The organism is Fibrobacter sp. UBA3718 (genome assembly GCF_002371935.1).
Classification (GTDB): Bacteria; Fibrobacterota; Fibrobacteria; order Fibrobacterales; family Fibrobacteraceae; genus Fibrobacter.
In genome coordinates this window covers 11,970-32,342 of record NZ_DFHR01000004.1, presented here as the reverse complement: position 1 = coordinate 32,342, position 20,373 = coordinate 11,970, and the positions used below count along the sequence as shown (strand labels likewise).

General features: G+C 40.6%; 13 protein-coding genes. 11 read left to right on the top strand and 2 right to left on the bottom strand.

The genetic code is table 11. The annotated features are described in order from the left end of the window. Window positions 1–55 precede the first annotated feature (55 nt). Entirely contained in the window at window positions 56–2,743 is a 2,688-nt protein-coding gene (gene leuS / locus B4A77_RS00855; protein WP_290737414.1) for a leucine--tRNA ligase, read from the top strand. A 394-nt stretch (window positions 2,744–3,137) separates the two neighbouring features. Here the strand turns inward: leuS and B4A77_RS00850 are convergent, their stop codons facing one another. Both B4A77_RS00850 and B4A77_RS00845 read right to left on the bottom strand, forming a co-directional pair. Further along, a complete protein-coding gene (locus B4A77_RS00850) occupies window positions 3,138–4,211 on the bottom strand; it encodes a Fic family protein (RefSeq protein ID WP_290737412.1) in 1,074 nt (357 codons plus the stop codon). Window positions 4,212–4,305: 94 nt separating this feature from the next. After that, a complete protein-coding gene (locus B4A77_RS00845) occupies window positions 4,306–4,458 on the bottom strand; it encodes a hypothetical protein (protein WP_290737410.1) in 153 nt (50 codons plus the stop codon). A gap of 518 nt (window positions 4,459–4,976) precedes the next feature. Here B4A77_RS00845 and B4A77_RS00840 point away from each other — a divergent pair. The 10 genes from B4A77_RS00840 to B4A77_RS00795 are packed head-to-tail and all read left to right on the top strand — an operon-like array spanning window position 4,977 to window position 20,157. Beyond that, on the top strand, window positions 4,977–6,695 hold the full coding sequence (locus B4A77_RS00840) for a phosphoadenosine phosphosulfate reductase family protein (RefSeq protein ID WP_414654899.1): 1,719 nt from the start codon (window positions 4,977–4,979) through the stop codon (window positions 6,693–6,695). Then, on the top strand, window positions 6,696–7,604 hold the full coding sequence (locus B4A77_RS00835; protein WP_290737406.1) for a DUF4007 family protein: 909 nt from the start codon (window positions 6,696–6,698) through the stop codon (window positions 7,602–7,604). 4 nt (window positions 7,605–7,608) lie between these two features. Next, window positions 7,609–11,235: a hypothetical protein gene (locus B4A77_RS00830; protein ID WP_290737404.1), complete on the top strand. Its 3,627-nt coding sequence runs from the start codon at window positions 7,609–7,611 to the stop codon at window positions 11,233–11,235. After that, window positions 11,235–12,389 (top strand): aminotransferase class V-fold PLP-dependent enzyme, encoded by a 1,155-nt coding sequence (locus B4A77_RS00825; protein WP_290737402.1) that lies wholly within the window; start codon window positions 11,235–11,237, stop codon window positions 12,387–12,389. Before B4A77_RS00830 ends, B4A77_RS00825 begins: the two co-directional genes overlap by 1 nt. Before the next feature lie 17 nt (window positions 12,390–12,406). Then, window positions 12,407–14,497 (top strand): DUF262 domain-containing protein, encoded by a 2,091-nt coding sequence (locus B4A77_RS00820; RefSeq protein WP_290737400.1) that lies wholly within the window; start codon window positions 12,407–12,409, stop codon window positions 14,495–14,497. 9 nt (window positions 14,498–14,506) lie between these two features. After that, window positions 14,507–16,723 carry a DEAD/DEAH box helicase family protein gene (locus B4A77_RS00815; RefSeq protein WP_290737398.1) on the top strand — a complete coding sequence of 739 codons (2,217 nt, stop codon included), beginning with the start codon at window positions 14,507–14,509 and terminating at the stop codon, window positions 16,721–16,723. Continuing rightward, window positions 16,713–16,868 (top strand): hypothetical protein, encoded by a 156-nt coding sequence (locus tag B4A77_RS00810; protein ID WP_290737396.1) that lies wholly within the window; start codon window positions 16,713–16,715, stop codon window positions 16,866–16,868. The genes B4A77_RS00815 and B4A77_RS00810 overlap by 11 nt, the downstream gene beginning before the upstream one ends. Then, window positions 16,859–18,826 carry an AAA family ATPase gene (locus B4A77_RS00805; RefSeq protein WP_290737394.1) on the top strand — a complete coding sequence of 656 codons (1,968 nt, stop codon included), beginning with the start codon at window positions 16,859–16,861 and terminating at the stop codon, window positions 18,824–18,826. The genes B4A77_RS00810 and B4A77_RS00805 overlap by 10 nt, the downstream gene beginning before the upstream one ends. Then, on the top strand, window positions 18,813–19,286 hold the full coding sequence (locus B4A77_RS00800) for a hypothetical protein (RefSeq protein WP_290737392.1): 474 nt from the start codon (window positions 18,813–18,815) through the stop codon (window positions 19,284–19,286). The genes B4A77_RS00805 and B4A77_RS00800 overlap by 14 nt, the downstream gene beginning before the upstream one ends. A gap of 7 nt (window positions 19,287–19,293) precedes the next feature. After that, window positions 19,294–20,157 (top strand): DUF2971 domain-containing protein, encoded by an 864-nt coding sequence (locus tag B4A77_RS00795; protein WP_290737391.1) that lies wholly within the window; start codon window positions 19,294–19,296, stop codon window positions 20,155–20,157. The last annotated feature ends 216 nt before the right edge of the window (window positions 20,158–20,373 follow it).

Below are 20,373 nucleotides of genomic sequence, written 5' to 3'. Positions count from 1 at the left end.
GTAAAAGATTGTTTTTTTTCTAGATTTCCCGCTGAAAAAATTAAGGACATAAATCATGGCAAAGTATAATCCGCAAGAGATCGAAACCAAGTGGCAGGCCTACTGGGAAGAACATCAGACGTTTAAGACTGGCGAAGACAAGTCCAAGCCGAAGTATTACTGCTTGGATATGTTCCCGTACCCGAGTGGTGCAGGCCTCCATGTGGGCCACCCGGAAGGTTACACTGCAACGGATATCATTTGCCGCTACAAGCGCAGCCGTGGTTTCAATGTGCTCCACCCGATGGGTTGGGACGCATTCGGCCTCCCCGCGGAACAGTACGCCATTCAGACCGGTACGCATCCGGCTATTACGACCAAGAAGAACTGCGACAATTTCCGCCGCCAAATCAAGCGCCTTGGCTTGAGCTACGACTGGAACAAGGAAGTCAACACCACCGACCCGAAGTATTACAAGTGGACGCAGTGGATTTTCAAGCGCCTTTATGGCACCTGGTTCGATGAAGACCAGCAGAAGGGCCGCCCCATCGAAGAACTCCCGATCCCGGCCGATGTTGAAGCCAAGGGTAAGGACGAAGTCCGCAAGTACCGCGACGGCAAGCGCCTCGCTTACTACGCCGACGCTCAGGTGTGGTGGTGCAAGCACTGCAAGATTGTTTGCGCAAACGAAGAAGTTTTGAACGACGGTTCTCACGAAAAGTGCGGCACCAAGGAAGTTGAACGCCGTAACCTCAAGCAGTGGCTCATGCGCATCCCGCATTATGGCGACCGCCTCTTGAAGGGCCTCGACAAACTCGACTGGCCGCAGGGCGTGAAGGACATGCAGAAGAACTGGATTGGCAAGAGCTATGGTGCCGAAGTTGATTTTGCAATCGCCGATGCTAACGGCAAGCCGACTGAAAAGAAGCTCCGCGTTTACACGACCCGTTGCGATACGCTGTTTGGTGCAACTTACATGGTCGTTGCCCCGGAACACGCTATGGTGCCGGAACTCACGACTGCCGAACAGAAGGCCGCCGTGGAAGAATATGTGCACGCCGCCGCTTTGAAGAGCGACCTCGACCGTACCGAACTCGCCAAGGAAAAGACCGGCGTGTTTACCGGTAGCTATGCCGTGAACCCGCTCACCGGCACCAAGATTCCGGTGTGGGTCGCCGACTACGTTTTGACCGGCTACGGCACCGGCGCCATCATGGCCGTGCCCGCCCACGATACCCGCGACTTCGATTTCGCGAAGAAGTTTAACCTGCCGGTTATCTGCATCATGGAACCCGATGCAAGCTGCCCCGAAGACGTTCGCCCGAAGGTTCTCGCCGGTGAAGCCTGCTGGGCTGCCGACGGCACCTACATCAACAGCCAGAACGACACGCTTTGCCTGAACGGCCTCAACAAGAAGCAGGGCATCGCGAAGGTCATCGAATGGCTCGAAGCCAACAAGATCGGCAAGGCCACCGTGAACTACAAGCTCCGCGACTGGCTCTTCAGCCGCCAGCGCTACTGGGGTGAACCGTTCCCGATTATCCACTGGGAAGACGGTGAAATCTCTACCGTCGATGATGCCGAACTGCCGGTGCTGTTGCCGGAACTCAAGGACTACAAGCCGGGTGACGGCGGACAGTCTCCGCTCGCAAACGCCACCGAATGGCTTCAGGTGACCGACAAGAACGGCCGCAAGGGTATCCGCGAGACGAACACCATGCCGCAGTGGGCTGGCTCTTGTTGGTATTACCTCCGCTACATTGACGCTTGCAACGGCGACGCATTTGTTGCAAAGGAACTTGAAAAGTATTGGATGCCGGTTGACCTCTATGTGGGTGGTGCCGAACACGCCGTGCTCCACTTGCTCTACAGCCGTTTTTGGCACAAGGTTTTGTTCGATCTCGGCCTCGTCTCTACCGACGAACCGTTCCAGAAGCTCTTCAACCAGGGCATGATTCTTGCCTTCGCCTACGAAGATGCCGCTGGTTCCAAGGTCCCGACCGACGAAGTGGAAGAAAAGAACGGCAAGTTCTTCAAGAAGGGAACCGACATCGAGCTCAAGCAGATTGTGGCGAAGATGAGTAAGTCCCTCAAGAACGTCGTGAACCCCGATGACGTTGTTCGCGACTACGGTGCCGATAGCCTTCGCTTGTACGAAATGTTCATGGGCCCGCTTGATGCCGTGAAGCCTTGGCAGACCAAGGGCATTGAAGGCATGAACCGCTTCCTCGGCCGCGCCTGGCGCTCTGTGGTGGGCGACGACGATGCCGCTCCGGTCTACGTTGACGAAACTGCTCCGGAAGCTATCGAGAAGGTGATGCACCAGACCGTCATCAAGGTGACGAACGACATCGAGAACATGAGCTTCAACACCGCGATTAGCCAGCTGATGATCTTCAACAACGAAATGATGAAGATGGACAAGCGCTACCGCGAACCGTGCGAAACGTTCGTCAAGTTGCTGCACCCGTTTGCCCCGCATATCGCCGAAGAAATGTGGAGCATCCTCGGCCACAACGAATCGCTCACGAACGTCGCCTGGCCGGAAGCCGACCACTCCAAGGCCGTGGAAAACACCGTGGAAGTCGTGTTCCAGGTGAACGGCAAGGTCCGCGCGAAGGCATCTGTCGCGAAGGACATGGACAAGGCCGCCCTCGAAAAGCTCGCCATGGACAACGATCGCGTCAAGGAATTTATGAACGGCAAGACCGTCGTGAAGTCCATCGTCGTGCCCGGCAAGCTCGTGAATATTGTGGTTAAATAATAAAGGGGGAGGATTCCCCCTCGCTCCAGCCCCGACCCCGCCCCAAATGTCATCCCCGACTTGGTCGGGGATCTTTTGTTATATCCCACCCTGGTCGGGTCTTCCGCTACCCCTTCTAACGGGCGCTCAGTCGCCGCGCCCGCAACGCCCGGGCTTTTGTCACCAAAGAATCGTGAGTTCGGAGGAAAATGTTGCAAGTTCGGAGAAAACTATGCGGCGAGGTCTAAGGTCTCGTTTCGCAGTTTCTGCTCACTCGCTACTTGCGTTTTAAACTTGATGCACGGTAAAATGGTTGAAAAAGCAAGTGATACTGTACAAAAAAAGCGAGGAACTTCCTCGCCAAAGATGGACCTGGGTCTTTCGACCAGCCCAGTGAGAATTAATATAGCTTTTTTTAGCATGACGGCACAATAAATACGTGCCAGGAACCTTCGTCTTTCCCTTTTTCGACATAGTGTTTGTCTATAAGGCTCTGCACCAGTTTTTTGACAGAGGTTGGCTGCAAACCAAGTTTACGTTGTATGTCGGCCAGTGTCAGCACAGGTTCGCTTTGCATCATGTTCAAGATTTTTCCGTAGTTCGGCGTACGGAACTCGATGCATTCGCCGTCGTACCACCAGAGATTTTCTCCGCGCTTGGTCACGAATAAAACATCCGCATAAACCTCCTGCGCCACCAGGTTGCGAAAGTACCGAAGGAAAGGGCTGATGGCTTGAATCGATGCCCTTGCTCCGTCACTTGGTGTGACTCCGACAGCCAAATCTGTTGAGTGCAATGCTTCCAGATATTCCGTTTTTTTGCGGCTCCGAATGACGATCATCGGAATGTTGTGCTTTGCCAAGATATAGTTCACCAGCAATCGTGCAATACGTCCGTTTCCGTCTTCGAACGGGTGGATTCGAATATAACGGTAATGGAACAGCGCCGCCAATTCTATAGGCGAGAGCTTTCCCTCTTTTTCAGCCTCGTTGTACCAATCAACAAGATCGGTCATCAGGGCGGGAGTCTCTTCTGGTGACGCATATTCGAACCTGTCGCCGTAGCGAGTGATGACGCTGTTCGGGCGCGTCTTGTACTGCCCTGCGTGAACCGTGTATCCGATTTGCATCCCGTCGGGCAGGGTGCGGTGCACAGAATAATCCTCGCGCAAAAGAGTTCGGTGCAGACCTCGAATAAAGTTTTGAGTGAGCGGCGATTCCTTGATGCGGGATTCCGCCTCCATCATCTTGAGAGACACTTCGCTTGCGACCATCTCTTGTATGCTTCTTACGTTTGCTTCGCCAATGACCTTCCCGAAGAGCAGAAGAATTTCGGTTTGCCCGTAGGTGAGCGTGTTGCCCTCGATGTGGTTGCTGTTGTAGTTGAAATCCACCGAAAAACGGCGGGCAAGCCTTGCCTTGTCGTCGTCGGAAATAGGCTGGATTTTACGCCATGCTTCGAGGGCCTTGTCTAGGGTCAGGTATCTCATATTCATAAATATAACCAAAATGTTGCTAAAAAGGTAGTGCAATATAGCCCTTTTTAATAACATTTTTTGATAAAAAGGGCTGAAAAGTTCCTTTTTACCCTCCGCAGAACGCGAGCGACGCCACAATCCCCACGATAATCAGGAATGGAACGATCTTCAGCAGCAGCGTGATGGCGCATGCATCCCCTGCGTCGCCAGCCCCGAACAGGGCCAAAATTCCCAATACTATAAGGAATGTCGTCAGCATAGAACCTCGCCCTTACAAATATACATACCGCAAATGTCAGATTATGACAATCGGAAGAAAATGCTGAAAAACGCGGTTTTTTGGGTGATTTTTGCTAAAGCGGCTCCCGATTTCGGGTCGTGGCACTCCACTGTCAAAATTATTATGTATTTTTCAAGCAAATAGAGTTTTGCTCTTGTTCTCTAGTTCGAAATACCGCTAATACTTCAAACAAAGAGGAACAAGGCAACGCTCACGCGGACATGCCGTTTTGCGGCGTGTTCCATTGTATCATACCTGTAGCAATGCGGGTTTATGGTGCATTGCCCTTTTATTCGCCTTTGGCGATGCTTTTCCCGAATTGGGAGAAGATTTTGGGGCGTGGGTCGTTTCGCCTGTCTCTTTGTTGGGCACTTAGCGGTAGCCTCGGACTAAGACAGGTGGACCTGCGCCCCTTTTCTATTTCATGAAAATGCGCTGCCAACTGTCAGTACAAGAGCGTGCTGGCAGAGGTTTGATTGACGAAGAAAAAGTCATCATTGCGTATTGATAATGAGGAACTGCATGAAAGTTCCGGTTTTCTATCTGCGCAGGTTTTTTGGTGTCAATCCTGTCGTGTTCCTATAATCACGCCTCCAGAGCAGATTAATGGCGTTAATGGCAAAAGCGTATGTCCGCTTTGTCATTCAGCAACAACATTCCTATCAACAGATTTGCGTCCGGTCTTTCCAGAGGAAAGACTGCTGTTGGAACTCCTATTAGCTCACAATCAACCTTTGAAGTATTCGGAGTGCTCTGTGTGGGCTTTAGACAGTCGCTATTATATCGATGGAAAGATGAAATCTATTCCTTCGAAAACTTTCCGAACGGAAGATTGCGATGTCCTTTCCGCATTGATTAAGGAAAATGAAAAAGACAATAAATCTAAGAAAGTTCAAGCGTGTTTTGAAGACTTCACAAGCAAATTTATTGCTGCTAACAAAAATCGCCTAAATGCTTTGATTAGCGAAGCGCACTCGTTTATCAAGCGAGAAGCTTCCAATTTTCCCGAAGAAAATATTGTTTTGTCGTTCTCTGGTGGTAAGGATTCTACTGTTACAGCGGATATTGTGACGAAAGCGCTTGGCAATCCGAGTCTTGTTCATATTTTCGGAAACACGACATTGGAATTTCCGCAAACGGTTGAATACGCAAAGAGATTTAAGAAGGACCATCCGTTTGCAATTTTTGAAACTTCTATCAATGAAGATCAAAATTTTATGGATGTTTGCGAAGACATTGGGCCTCCGGCACGAATTATGCGTTGGTGTTGTTCCATGTTCAAAACAGGACCGATTACACGTGTGCTGAATTCGCTGTATAGGAATCAGCAAATATTGACCTTCTACGGGATTCGTCGTGCAGAAAGCGCTAGCCGAAGCAAGTACAATCGTGTTGAAAGCGGCAAGGAATCCGTTAAAATTCAAAAGCAAACAGTGGCCTCTCCAATCATTGACTGGAAAGATATCGATATATGGCTTTATCTTTTGGCGGAGAATGTTGATTTTAACGATGCGTATCGTTTAGGATACGATCGCGTAGGTTGCTGGTGTTGTCCGAATAACAATCAGCGTGCTCAATTTTTGAGTAGAATCTACATGCCTGAAAATTCTAAGAAATGGCGAGACTTCTTAATCCATTTTGCGGAAAAAATCGGAAAGCCCGATCCAGAAGAATATGTGGATTCGGGAGCATGGAAAGCACGCCAAGGTGGAAACGGTTTGGCCGCTGCAGACGATGTCAAAATTAAGTTCACGAATTGCACCGCTGAAGACCATGCGAAAAATTACAGATTAGTACGTCCGTTTGATGACGAACTCGTGAATATGTTTGTGCCGTTCGGAAAGATTAATCGTGAATTAGGTAGAAAACTTCTTCATGAAGTTCTTGTACTTGATGTCCGTACAAATGTTCCAATCATTTCTCTCCAACCATTTACCGTTGATGGTTTTGAACATGCTGTAAAGATAAGAACAATGAATGTTGCGGATCATGACGATTTGCAAAGAAAAATTGCTTATCAGATTCGGAAGTTTAATGGTTGCAGAAAATGTTTGAAGTGCGAAAGCGTGTGCAAGGCAGGTGCGATTAGCATAACTGCTGATGGATATCACATTGATGAAAATAAATGCGTCCATTGCAAAATGTGTGTAAACCAATCTGTTTTAGCAATGGGATGTTTGATGGGGAAGTATTTGAAAACGAAAGAGGTTCGTTAGATGAAGTTTAGAGCTCATGAAACTTTTTTTATCCGTAAAGGCTGGCTTTCTAAGGGAATCAAATATGTAGAGCAGACTGAGGGTCGTGTTTTTATAGATAAAGAAAACAATCCGATGGATGTGCTTGGAATTGGTAGCAACATGGTTAAATCTCTTCGTTACTGGTTACAGGCTGTTGGCATCACATACGAAAATGTGGCAACAAAGAGAGTGCAGAAATTTACGGATTTGGGAAATTTAATTCGTAGAAACGATCGTTATATTGAGGAATTGGGAACGCTTTTGTTGCTTCACTATGAACTTGCTACGAATAAAGAACTTGCCACCAGTTGGTATGTGTTTTTCAATGAATTCTTGATGAGTGAGTTTACACAAGAAGATTTTCTGAATTTTATTCGAAGCTACATCTCAATGAATATTGGTGAAGATGAAAAAGAATCTGGAACCACGAGAACTCTGGAAGATGATTTTAACTGCATTGTAGGAACGTATGTTCCCCGTTATAAATTGAATCCTGCAAAGGTTTCTGCTGAAAGTAATATCGATTGTCCGTTTGGTGAGATGAACCTTGTTGAAATTCTGAATAAAAGAGATGGAATATATAGAAAGAATATTCTGAGCGCTTCATCTTTTAACCCTTGGATTACTCTTGCTCTAATTCAGAAGAAACACTGCGGGACAGAGGAAATTCTACTGAAGGACTTGTTGTTGACTTCAGAAAGTATTGGAAAGGCTTTTAATCTTGATTCTATAACATTGCTTGAAGTTTTACGAAATATTGAAAAACTGGGCGAAGCGAAGATTATTAGAACGGCAGGGTTGGATGTTGTAAGGGTTAAGCATCCAGAACTACAATACATTGATTGCGTTCAAAAGTATTACGAATCCATTGCAAATGAAAGGGCTTAATGTTATGAGCAAGATGATTCAAACTGCAAGTGGTTTCCAGTATTCTGTAAATATTGAATATGATTTGCATAATACAGAGAAATTGGGGAATTTTATCCCAACAAGATCGTCGTTGTCTTTGTTAGAAGATATCCTTGAAAGCACTCAGAATTGTGCAACTAATCGAGCTAGAATTCTAATTGGTGCTTACGGAAAAGGCAAAAGTCATATTGTACTTACGATTCTGTCTTTGTTAATGAAAAAGAATCGTGACTTATTCATTCATTTAAATGAAAAACTCCAAGAAAATAATCGCCTATCTGCGCTGCTGAAAAATTATTATAGCGGAAAGGTCAAGTTGTTACCTGTTGTTATTTCTGGCAATAGCACGAGTTTGCATCAGGCCTTTATATTCTCCTTGCAGAAAACCTTGAGTGATAATAACCTGATGGATGTTATGCCGGAAACCAATTATGCGGCGGCAATAAAAACGATTCAAAAATGGGAAAAAGATTATCCTCAAACATTTAAAGCATTTGCAAAAGGAATAAACGGAACTACCAAAGCATTCATTGAAAAACTACAGGATTTCGACGTGAATGCGTACCGGCAATTTGAGCAGATTTATCCTGAATTGACAGCCGGAAGTATTTTTAATCCTTTTGTAGGTTTTGATGTTGTTGACCTATACGAAAGTGTTGCTAAAGCGCTAAAAAGGACTTCAAAATGGACCGGTCTTTATGTTGTGTACGACGAGTTTAGCAAGTATCTTGAAGCCAACATATCTACAGCAAGTGTTAGCGACACGAAGATGTTGCAAGATTTTGCAGAAAAGTGCTCAAGAAGTGGCGATACGCAGATGCACCTTATGCTTATTTCGCATAAAGAGATCGCAAATTATATTGACCAACTTCCGAAACAGAAAACAGATGGGTGGCGAGGTATCTCGGAACGATTTGAGCATGTTTTGCTGAATAATAATTTTACACAAGTATATGAGATAATATCATCAGTCATTAAGAAGAAACCCGCTGATTGGAATCGCTTTAAGAAAAGTCAAAACAAAAAATTTGACGACTTGTTTGCGTTATATAGTAAGCACCCATTGTTTAATGAAATGAAACCCGATGAAGTGCAAAAACTTCTACTAGATTGCTATCCGCTTCATCCGGTCAGCGTTTTTATTCTTCCGCGACTTTCAGAGCAAATCGCTCAAAATGAAAGAACTCTTTTTACTTTCTTGTCTGCGCAAGGACATTCGACACTTTCTGCATTTTTAAATGGATATAACGATTCTGATTTTAAGTTGGTAACTCCTGATTTGTTGTTTGATTATTTTGAACAACTTTTCAAGAAGGAAATCTACAATAATGAAATTCGCGATGTCTATTTATTGGCAAGTCGCGCTCTGGATAAAATTGGGAAGAAAAAGGTTCTTGAATGTAAAATCATAAAAACATTGTGCTTGCTTTATATCCTGCAACAGTTTGAAAAGATCAAGCCGGTTAAAGAAGAAATATTCCGCATTTACAAAAATGAATACACAGAAGAAGATATTCTTTTAGCTATTGACAATCTTGTAGAAAAAGAATTCGTCGTCTATTTGCGGCAGAGTAATTCTTATTTAAAATTGAAAGAATCCTCTGGTGTTGATATTGATAAAACAATAAATGATGAAATTGAACGTCAGCGCAGTAAATTTGACTTGTGTGATATTTTAAACGAGTTTAATACAAGTGCGTATTTATATCCTTCGAGGTATAATGACAAATATGAGATGACTCGATGGTTTGATTTCATATTTGTTTCTGATAAAGAATTCATAGAAGATGCGGACTGGCAAAGCAAATATGCCGAGAGTAGCTCTGATGGTCAAGTTATTGCAGTCGTATTAAGTGGAAAAAATTCAATAAAAAAGATTCGCGCTTTGGTCGAGCAAGTTTCTGCTGCTCAGAGACAAATTTTATTTGTTGTTCCCACGCAGTATAACGAAATCGAAAGTACCGTAAAAAAATATAGTGCGGTTTATGCTCTGCGCGAGAAATCTCATGGCGACAGTGCTCTAGAAGATGAATATCAAGTCGTGATAGATGATTTGAGCGAAGTGTTGTACGGATTTATTGCCGATTATATCAGAGCTGAGAGAAATGCTTCGTCATATATTTATTGTGGAGAAGACACCTGTATTGGTAGAAAATCGGAACTTTCTGAAAAACTTTCTGAAATCTGTGAAAATATTTATTCAAAGGCTCCAATTATCAAGAATGAGGCGATCAACAAAAGTTCTCCAACAACAGTAATGGAAAACGCCCGAGATAAGGTTATTTCTGCTTTACTAAGAAATGAACTAGAATACAATCTTGGTTTGACCGGGACGGGCCCTGACGTGTTCATTATGCGTAGTGTTTTGGTAAATACGGGGCTGTTGATTAATGAAAAGAATGATGTACGACTAAATTTTGATTTCCAGAAAAAGGATGATGTCGCCGTTGTAAAGCCCATTATTGATGCGTTACAAGGGTTTGTCAATAATGCTGCGGAGAAAAATAAAGTTTCTTTTGGCGCATTGTATCGAAAATTGACATCTCCTGGTGGAAAAATCGGCATGAGAAAAGGAGTAATTCCGATATTCATTGCTGCGTTTTTGCATTGCCATAAAAAGTCTATTTCTATTCATAATGAAAATGGTTCTGTAGAAATTTCTGCGCAGACCTTGAACCAGATAAATAAAAATCCTGATTCATATACTCTGACATACATATCTTGGGATGCAACTAAAGAAAGGTATATCCATGATATGAAAACTTTATTTGGTTGGTGGCTTACCCCTTACGAGATGAAATCGCTTGAAATTGATGGATTGGCGTCTGCAATGAATCGTTGGTATCTCGATTTGCCTAAGTACACGAAAGAAATTTATTCAAAGGCAAATTCCCAAAAGACTAACCAAACTCTTGTCGATTTTCTGAATTTATTTACGCAAAATGTAAGTAGTGAAGAGCTCCTTTTTGAACGAATTCCGATGGTGTTTACGGGAAAACCCTCATGTGGGAAAAATGTCCTTACGAAGTTATCTGACGCCAAAAAGGACATCGATGATTCAGTAATTAGACTAAAGCAGTCACTTTTAGATACAACAAGAATTGTTTTCGCTAATCAGCAAGTAAAGAAAGCCTCAGTGCCTTCTATATGCAAAGAATGGACTAAGAGACTTGATAAGAATGCTTCTGACAATGTATTTGATGATGGTATAACTGATAGGATGCTGAATCTTTTCTATCAAAACGTGGCAGACGAAACAAAATTTATTGAAGGCCTTGCTGGAATTTTGACTGGATTGAGAATTGCTGATTGGAATTATAACACAATCGATTCCTTTAAAGTGAAGTTGAAGGAATGCAAAACTACCGCAGAAAATTATAAAGATTCTGATAAACGGAATTGCGATAATAGCTATAGGCTTTCGTTTACCGACGAAAAAGGCCGTGAATCTACAAAGACGTTTAATAAAGTCGATCTGTCGCCTCGTTCACGGTTGCTCTTCAATAAAATGGAAGATGCCCTTAATACAATGGGACAAGCAATGACTGCAGCGGAAAAAAGACAGGTTGTTGTGGACATCCTTCAAAAAATGTGTGGAGAGAACAACTGATGGCTTATTTCGACAATGCTGCAACAACTTTCCCTAAGCCAGAATGCGTTTATGAATACATGAACTCATTCTATAGGGAATGTGGTGGAAATGCTGGACGTGGAAACCACAAACTTTCGATAGGCGCTGGCAAGATGGTTTCTGAAACCAGAAATCGTCTCAAAAAACTGCTGCATTGCGAAAATAAACAAATCGTATTCACGCCTTCGGCTACGATTGCCTTGAATATGATTTTGCAGGGCGTTCTTGATGGCAAAATGACTGCAGGAGCAAATGTGTATATATCTCCATTTGAACATAATGCAGTGACAAGGATTCTTCACCATTATGAGAAAATAGGGAAAATTAATGTGAGACTCCTTTCCATCAAGGAGAATCTAACCTACGATTTTGAAAAAATCCTGGCGCAATTTGCCAAAGATTCTCCCGATTTGATGGTGGTGAGCCATGCAAGCAATGTGATAGGTCTTATTTCTCCAGTAGAAAAGCTTTGCTCAATGGCGAAAAAATGCAACGCCGTTACCGTTATAGATATGGCGCAAACTGCGGGCCTAGTTGATATTAATGTCGGTTTGGAAACAATCGATTTTGCCGTATTTGCCGGACATAAAACGCTTTATGGGCCAACAGGAATTAGCGGGTTTGCGATGAAGCCTGATTTTGATTTGATCCCAGTTTTATTTGGGGGTACCGGTTTTGAAAGCGCCAATCAGGATATGCCTAATGACATACCTCAACGATATGAGATGGGGACCCTTAACATTGCCGGAATTGCTGGATTGCATGCTTCTTTGGGTTGGATATTAGATGAGAGAATGGATTATTTATGGGAGCATGAACAATTAAAACGAAAAGAATTGCTGAAAATCCTTCGTTCTTATCATTTTGTAAAAATCGTTGGTGATAATGAAAGTAATCAATATGTGGGCATAGTTTCCTGCGTAATTGACGGATTGCCAAGTGATACTGCGGCAAGTGTGTTTGCCGAGAAGAATATTGCTATTCGAAGTGGACTACAGTGTGCTCCGCTTGCCCATAAAACGTTAGGAACGTTCCCTTCGGGAACTGTGAGATTTAGTTGTAGCGCTTTAACGAGAGATGAAGACTTTATTTTGTTGAAAAAGACCATGTCATTTTTGAAAGAAAATTTATAATCTAGGAGAATGTAATTATGAATTTCAAAGATATCCTAAAAAGAATTAAAACTAATGATTTGGTTCTGCCGGATTTCCAACGAGGGTTTGTATGGGAACAGGATCGTATGAAACGATTGTATGCAAGTATTCTTGCAAAAATACCGGTTGGCAGCATTCTTAGCCTAGAATCACAAGATGATAAGTTTAACTGCAAACAAATTGGAGCAAGACCACGAAGCAGAATTCTCAAAAAAACTAAGAAAAAAGTTGATTATTTAATCGATGGACAACAGCGATTTACAAGTTTGCTTGCGGGATTCTCAACATATTATTTTGAAAACTTTTTTAATGCTGAAAAAGACATTGCGTCAAATGATTTATTATGTCTTTATTTTGTGAAATTTCCTGCAAAAGATAATGAAAATAGTGAAGATATTTTTGGTGTGAGAAATCTTTCATTTAAAGAAAGATTCTTTTCAAGTTCTGAAATCAATGCTGTCATTGATTCAAAATATGTGTTTGAAATATCAGAGAATGTAGAAAAGAAACAGAAAGCATTTGAAATAACAAACAAAAAAATTTTCGAAGATATTTATAAATATTGTACTTCCCCTAATCCTGATGAAACTGGAGCTAACTTCTACCGTTTCCCGCTCCAATTTATTAATGGACATGAGGGCTTAATTGCAGAATTCCGGGCAAGTATAATGGACCAAATTGCAAATCACCATAAAGGAAAAAAGAAGGATATTGCTAAGAATATGTGGACAAATGCATTGTCCGCTTATTTCACAGAATGCTTGAGTGAAATTGGACTTGAAGAAATTAAGGTGGAGAATTCCGACAAGGCTCGAGCTATTGATATCTATAGCAATTTAAACCAAGGTGGAGTAAAATTAAGCATTCTTGATTTGATTATTGCAACAGTCGGAACGAAAGATGATAAAAATTTTTACGAACAACTTCTTGATTCTCTAAATACGAATTTTGAATTTGATAAGAATGTGCTTTCGTCTGAAATGCAAACGCTTATTCAGAATCAGGTGTCATACAATCCTTTTGATATTGCAAATGTAATAACATCAAAGGGGGAAATGAAGAAAATGTTTACAAGCGTCTTCTTGGATGTTTTGGCTCTTTTAACGCACAAGAACAAAGGAAAAAAATTCTCGGCAAAAGCTATAAAAGGAGAGAAAACAGACAAGTACTTCACGCCGTTAGTGACAAAAGAAACGGAAATTCTGAAAATTTCGGCTGAAGATGTCATGAAGAATTATAAATCTACATGTGTTGCTATAGCCAGAGCATTATTCTTTTTTCAGACGAGATGTGGTATTCGGGAATTTGATGCCATTAATTATAAGGCGCAGCTTACTGTTATTGCATATTTTTTCGCGGATGAATCTCTCTTTAAAAACAAGAAGATGCACGATTTGTTTGAGTACTGGTATTGGATAAGCATTTTTGCGTGGATGTATCCATCAAATCAAAAAATAGACATTCTTAGTTCTATTGAAAAATTTGAGTCTTACATTGCATCCTCATCGCCTGTAAGTGAATTTGCCTATCTGAAAGAATTTAGAACTGATGTATTGAATAAGAAATTCTACTCGGATAAGGAAACTCTTACGATGTGTCGAGCTGCAGAAACGGAAAAATATCCGTCAAAGAGCATGACTGATTATATTTGCCAATATTATTTAAGTAGGGGATTTGGATATAAAAGTTTCTTTGTAGATAAAAAGAATAATAAATCCGACAATGATGATATAAATGTTTTCTATGAAGGAAAATTGGAAATACATCACATAAATCCGTTAGGTTCAGATCCGAAGAAAAAAATTAGCCAAACCACTAAAGAACTTCGAACAAAAGCAGATAATCCGTTTAATTCTCCGTTAAACATGCTGCTCATAACGCAATATGACAACAAATTAATTCTTGATATGGATTACTCAAAATATTCTAACGATGAGAATGTAAGAGGAATTTTACCAAATCTAGATTGCGTTATTGGAACAACGACTTTAAAGGAATTTCTAGACAAACGATATGAAGGATTGTATTCAAAATTGAAGACAACCCTTGATGGATTAGAAATGTCTCTAAAAAATGGAATTAAATAAATCTACGAAATGAATTCTTTGACAACATTAACAATTCGTAATGAATATCGTTCTCCGAAGAATGATGTTGTAAAGGAATTGTTTATTCCGGCTCTTTCCTGTGCTAAAATTTATAAGCGATCTGTAGGTTTTTTTTCTTCGACATCATTAGTTGAAATAACTAAGGGAATAGCCGAACTTGTCAAAAATAAGGGCCAAATACAAATTGTTGCTTCTCCTAAGTTAAGTGATGAAGATATTGATGCTATTCGTGCTGGCTATGAAAAACGTTCTGAAATAATAGAGCGCAGATTACTTGGGGAATTAGATGTTGAAGAAACGGATTATTTTAGAAACGCAAGACTGAATCTTTTGGCGAATTTAATTGCCAATGGATTCCTGTCGTTGAAAATAGCTTTCATTGATTCCGGGAATGAAGTTGGAATATATCATGAAAAGTTAGGTGTATTTGAAGATTTTGATGGCCGAAAAATTGCATTTGACGGAAGCATGAACGAATCAAGAACAGCTATGCGATATAATTATGAGTCTGTTAATGTTTACTGTGACTGGAAATCGGAAGATAGAGAACGGGCTCAATCAAAAATAAACGCTTTTGAAAATATTTGGAATAATACTGAACAAAAACTGACCGTTGTAGACTTTCCTTCGGTAACGAATAAAATCTTAGAGAAATATAGAAGGCAAAATATAGATTTTAGCGCACCTAATTGGGATAAAGCTTTTGTGGATTCTGTTCCGTCAAGCGTCCATGAGTCTAGTCCTGGCTATAGAACTGACGAAGAAAAAACTATTTCTGTTCAAATGCTTCGTGAATATCAGAAGAAAGCTATCAATAGCTGGATGGCGAAAGGGTGTTGCGGTATTTATGATATGGCAACAGGAACGGGTAAGACACTTACGGCTCTTTTCTCTCTTGATAGTTTGCGAAAGCGCGATAGTGGTAATTTGAGCGTTGTTATTCTTTGTCCGTACATTCATCTTGTCACGCAATGGCTTGAAGATATAGAGAAATTCAATATAAAACCAATTGTTGCGTTTGGATCTTCACCACAAAAAGATTGGAAAGAAAGATTAAAAAGGGCTGTTGATAAAAGAAATTTTTGTGATAACGAGCGGGGCTTCTTTTGCTTGGTGTCCACAATTGCCACATTTAAAAGTGATTTCGTTCAAGGAGTTTTGGCAAAAAATAGAAAACCGATTCTTTTAATTGCTGATGAAGCTCATAATTTAGGTGCGCAAGATGCTATAAAGTATCTTGAAAGAATGAATTTCATGTATAAATTGGCGCTGTCTGCGACAATAGACCGTCATATGGACGAATTTGGCACGAAATTCCTTCATTCCTATTTTGGAGAAAAGTGTATAGAGTATGGGTTGAAAGAGGCTATAGATGCTGGATATTTAGTTCCCTATGATTATATTCCGGTTGTTGTTTCGTTGGATTCAAAAGAGCGGGAGTCGTATGCGGAACTCACAAAGCAGATGGCGGGAGAGATTCGAATATCTCCAAAAACGCATGAAAAATGTTTGTCTGAATATGGAAAAAAGCTGGCTATTGCTCGTTCTAGGTTAATTGCTGGTGCAAAAAATAAACTTACAGAACTTATAAAGAGAATTGAACCATATAAGAATGAAAATAAAATTCTGATTTACTGTGGTGCTACAAAATATAGCGAAGATGTTCATGGATTTGACTCGGAAAATCAAGATGATGTTAGGCAGATTGAAGCGATAACGATGAATCTTTATGAAAAATTTGATATGCGCATTGCAAAGTTTACCGCAGAAGAAAGTTCGGAAGAACGTTCATCGATAATAACGCGTTTTGAAGAAAAAATTTTGCAAGCGATTGTCGCAATTAGATGTCTGGACGAAGGTGTTAATATACCTATGGTCGAAACAGCTTTTATATTGGCTAGTTCTACAAATCCAAAAGAATATGTTCAAAGACGAGGTCGTGTTTTAAGGAGACACAAAGATAAGGTAAAGGCGACTATTTACGACTTTATAACTTTGCCGTATGATTTGATTGTTGCAGGTGCAATGGATCCTTCAGAAAATGAGATGTATTCAACATTGATACGTAACGAGGTTACGAGAATGACGGAGTTCGGATCACTTGCCTTAAACAAATCGAAAACATTGTCTCTAATTGACGAAATAAAAAGGAAATTTCAAATAACCAAACAAATGAATGCGGAGGATGTTCTCTATGAATTCTGAAGAATACAAAAAACTGTTTGATACAATTGCCGAGTGGGAACATGAAAACAAACATAATAAAACTAGCAAACCTAAAGAAATGGAATCAAAAATCAAACGACTGATTCAAAACTCCGTTAAACTTGAGGAAAAATCATGCTTATAAAAAAGATTGTCTTGAAAAATTTCCGTCAGTATGATGGTGAAAATGAAATCATATTCTCTGTTGAACCAGAGAAAAACATAACATTTGTTTTGGGTGGTACTGGTTTTGGAAAAACAACTCTTTGCCAATCATTTCGGTGGTGCTTGTATGGCAAGTCAGATTTTAAAAAGCCAGAAGATATATTATCGCAGAAGAAGATTGATTCTTTGAAGGATGGGCAGTCTTGCCCTGCTACGGTTTCTTTAGAGATATCTCATGGTGGCAAGGATTACGTAATAACACGAACCTCTACGTATAGAAAAAAGAATGATAAGTTTGGTGAATTGTCTCTGCAATTTCATGTGTATTATATTGAAAATGGTGTGCAAAAAGAGGTGTCGAACAAACAAGAATTTGTTAATGAAATAATTCCAGAAGAATTGTCTGAATATTTTTTCTTGAGCGGCGAAAAAATAGAAGCCATGTCGGATGATATAAAGAAGGGTAAATCACGTGCTTTCGGAGAAGCCGTAAATACGTTGCTGGACCTCGACTATTATAAGAATGCCATAAGACATTTGAAATCTATTTCAAAAGAATACAGTGTTTCCGGCATATCTGGAAATTTTAACGAAAAGTTAAATCAGTTAAACTCAAAAATTAGTTCCAATGTAAAGAACCTGGAAACTTTTGAAAGCCAGATGAAAGAGGAAGAAGATAGTCGTGATTATCATTTAGAAAAAATTGCAGAATATAAGAGCAAGTTGAAAAATATTGAATCCTCAAAAGATATTGCAAAAAATAGAGAGGATAAAGAAAATGAACGTACGAAACAGAAAAATCATATAGAACAAGAATACAAGTCTGGAATCTTAGATTTTGTCAAATCATCGCCCTATTTTTTTGCAAGACATGCCATGGATGCGATGCTGGATTATTTAAAGGAAGCTTCGGATATAGAATCCGATGATATTCCCGATAAATTGCATGCAGACCTTATAGATTGGATTGAAAAAAGGGGGAAATGTATTTGTGGAACTTGTATAAATAAAAATGAGGCGAGTTTTGGTTTACTAGAAAAATGGCGACACATAGTTCCCCCCGAATCGCTAGGAACGCTTATATCTACAGTAAGGCGAGAAACACAAGATAAAAAGCGTTTTGGTGAGGATCTCTGGAATAATTTGAAAGCTAGGAAAGAAAGAGTTATTGATTATCTCGAATCAATAGATGGCCTTGAGGAGGAAATAAAAGTTCTTGATGAACGACTTGCAAAAGCCGAGGATACTTCTGAGATTGAAAGAAATTTGAAATTGTCTACGAAAGATTTGGAGGACTCGAAAGAGAAAATCACAAATTATCAAAGATTGATATACAATATAAAATCAGAATCAGATAGATTAAAACGAGAAAGAGAAAACTTGCTTGAAACAAGTGAAGAAGGACGAAAAGTTCTTGAATGGAAAAAGATAACGGACAAACTTGTAAAGGACTTTGAAGAGGAACTTAGTAAGGATGAACAAGAAAAGAAACAAAATCTTGTAAATGCTGTGCAGAATGCCTTTAAGAAAATATATGACGCCGATTTTACGATTAGCATAGATGATGAATATAATATCACTACCACATCCAAAAAAGAGCTTTCAACAGGTCAGGGCCTCTCTGTAATATTTGCTTTCCTTTCTGGGCTTCTTGATGTAATTAAGCAGAATAGAGAGGAAAATGCTGAAATGCAGTTGGAATCATATCCTCTAGTTCTTGATGCTCCGTTTTCTGTTTTAGACAAAGAAAGAATAATATCTCTTTGTGATGTTTTACCTAAGGTGTCTGAGCAAATTATCGTGTTTATTAAGGATGTTGATGGTGAAATAGCAAGAGAAAGAATGTTCTCGAAGATTGGACGGAGTTACAAGCTGGTTCCTATGGATAAATCATTCCAATGTACAAAAGTTGAGGAGGATAAAAATGGCTTTGTTTAATCAATTGTACCAAATAAAGGGCTTGCATGCCGAGAAAGTACGTAAACTTACAGAGTTGTTGTCATGCAGAAATATTGATGTGTTTTACATCAGTATTGTTCTAGGTCTTTGGCAAAACCTGAGCGCGAATGTTGATAATGATTCAAAAATAGAACCCGCAAAAATTGACCCGGAACAAATGATCCGATATGGTCGCGAAATAGAATATTTCTATGAACTTGTTATGTTGAATGACAAGAAAGGAAGTGTTTCGCTAAAAGAGAGAATAAACAAGGCTTTTAGAATAAGAGGGACTGAAGCTGCTGGGCCCGATGAAGAACGATTTACTCAAATAATGCTTGGAGGTCTAGATTTTTTCTATGACAGTATTGTTGAGAATACAAATTCTAAAGAAGATATATTTAACAATATCTGTGAATTGATCCAAACATATTTAGTGACTTATCCTGAAAAAGAATAAATCGTAAATGCAATATCCTTCTGATATCCTCCTAGAACGCAATGTACCTGAAAAAGAGAACCAGTTCCTGTTTCATTATACGGCATATTCTGCTGCGTTGGGGACTTTATTGAGCCAACAAATGCGTTTGGGTCCGCTTGTGAACAAGAATGACCCTTTAGAATTTGAAGATCATCGTGATGACGGACGGGTGATTCATGGCAACCCTTCAAATGAAGAACTTGCTATAATCGTTGGCGACTATATAAATGCCGTGGATGAAAAAGAACGTTCGATTCGGTTTGCTTCTTTTGCTATGGATATGTCTTTTTATAATCCGCCGAAGGATTCCCAAGAAAACTGCTATAACAATTTATCCAAGGGGTGGGCTCGTTCTAGGATGTGGGCTCAATATGCCGACAATCACAAGGGTGTATGCTTAATATTTGACAAAGAAAAATTGGTGAAGTCGTTTGAAAAAGCTTTCGATTCGTGTGAAACCTATTGTAAAGAAGTGACTTACACAAACAATCTTTATCCCTTACAGGAATCCTTAGCGCAGAATTGCAAGTCGCTTTTAACTTCGGAAAAGATTGACTTTTTATTTCAAAAATGCCAAGACTTTAGAGATGAACAAGAATTTCGGTTGCTTCTTATAGATAAAAGTTTGAAGAATCCTGATAAATTGGTTTCGTTTTCTATATCGGATTCACTTTGTGGCGTTATACCTGGAGTACGGTTTCCTAAAGAGGATGAATTGAGTCTGAAAAAGGCGATGGAATTTTGCAATCCAAAGATTAAGTGGCTACCTATATGGTGGAATTACGGAATGCCTCATTTGGCGGATGCGAAACGTTTGAGATCGATGGTTGACGAAATTCTTTCGGAATAGCATCTTCGCGTTAGGGATAGTGACCCTTGGGGCGGAGACTCGCGGGAGTCTTGTATTGCATTCCTTGGAAGCGAGGCTCCGTTTTATGAGGTTGGGCGGGAACGGAGTGAACCGGGCAACCCATAAAATATAGCCCGACCCACGCCAGTGGGAAAACGCCCATAAACAAGCAAAGACCCCGGCATTGAATTGCCGAGGTCTTTAAGTTTTATGGAT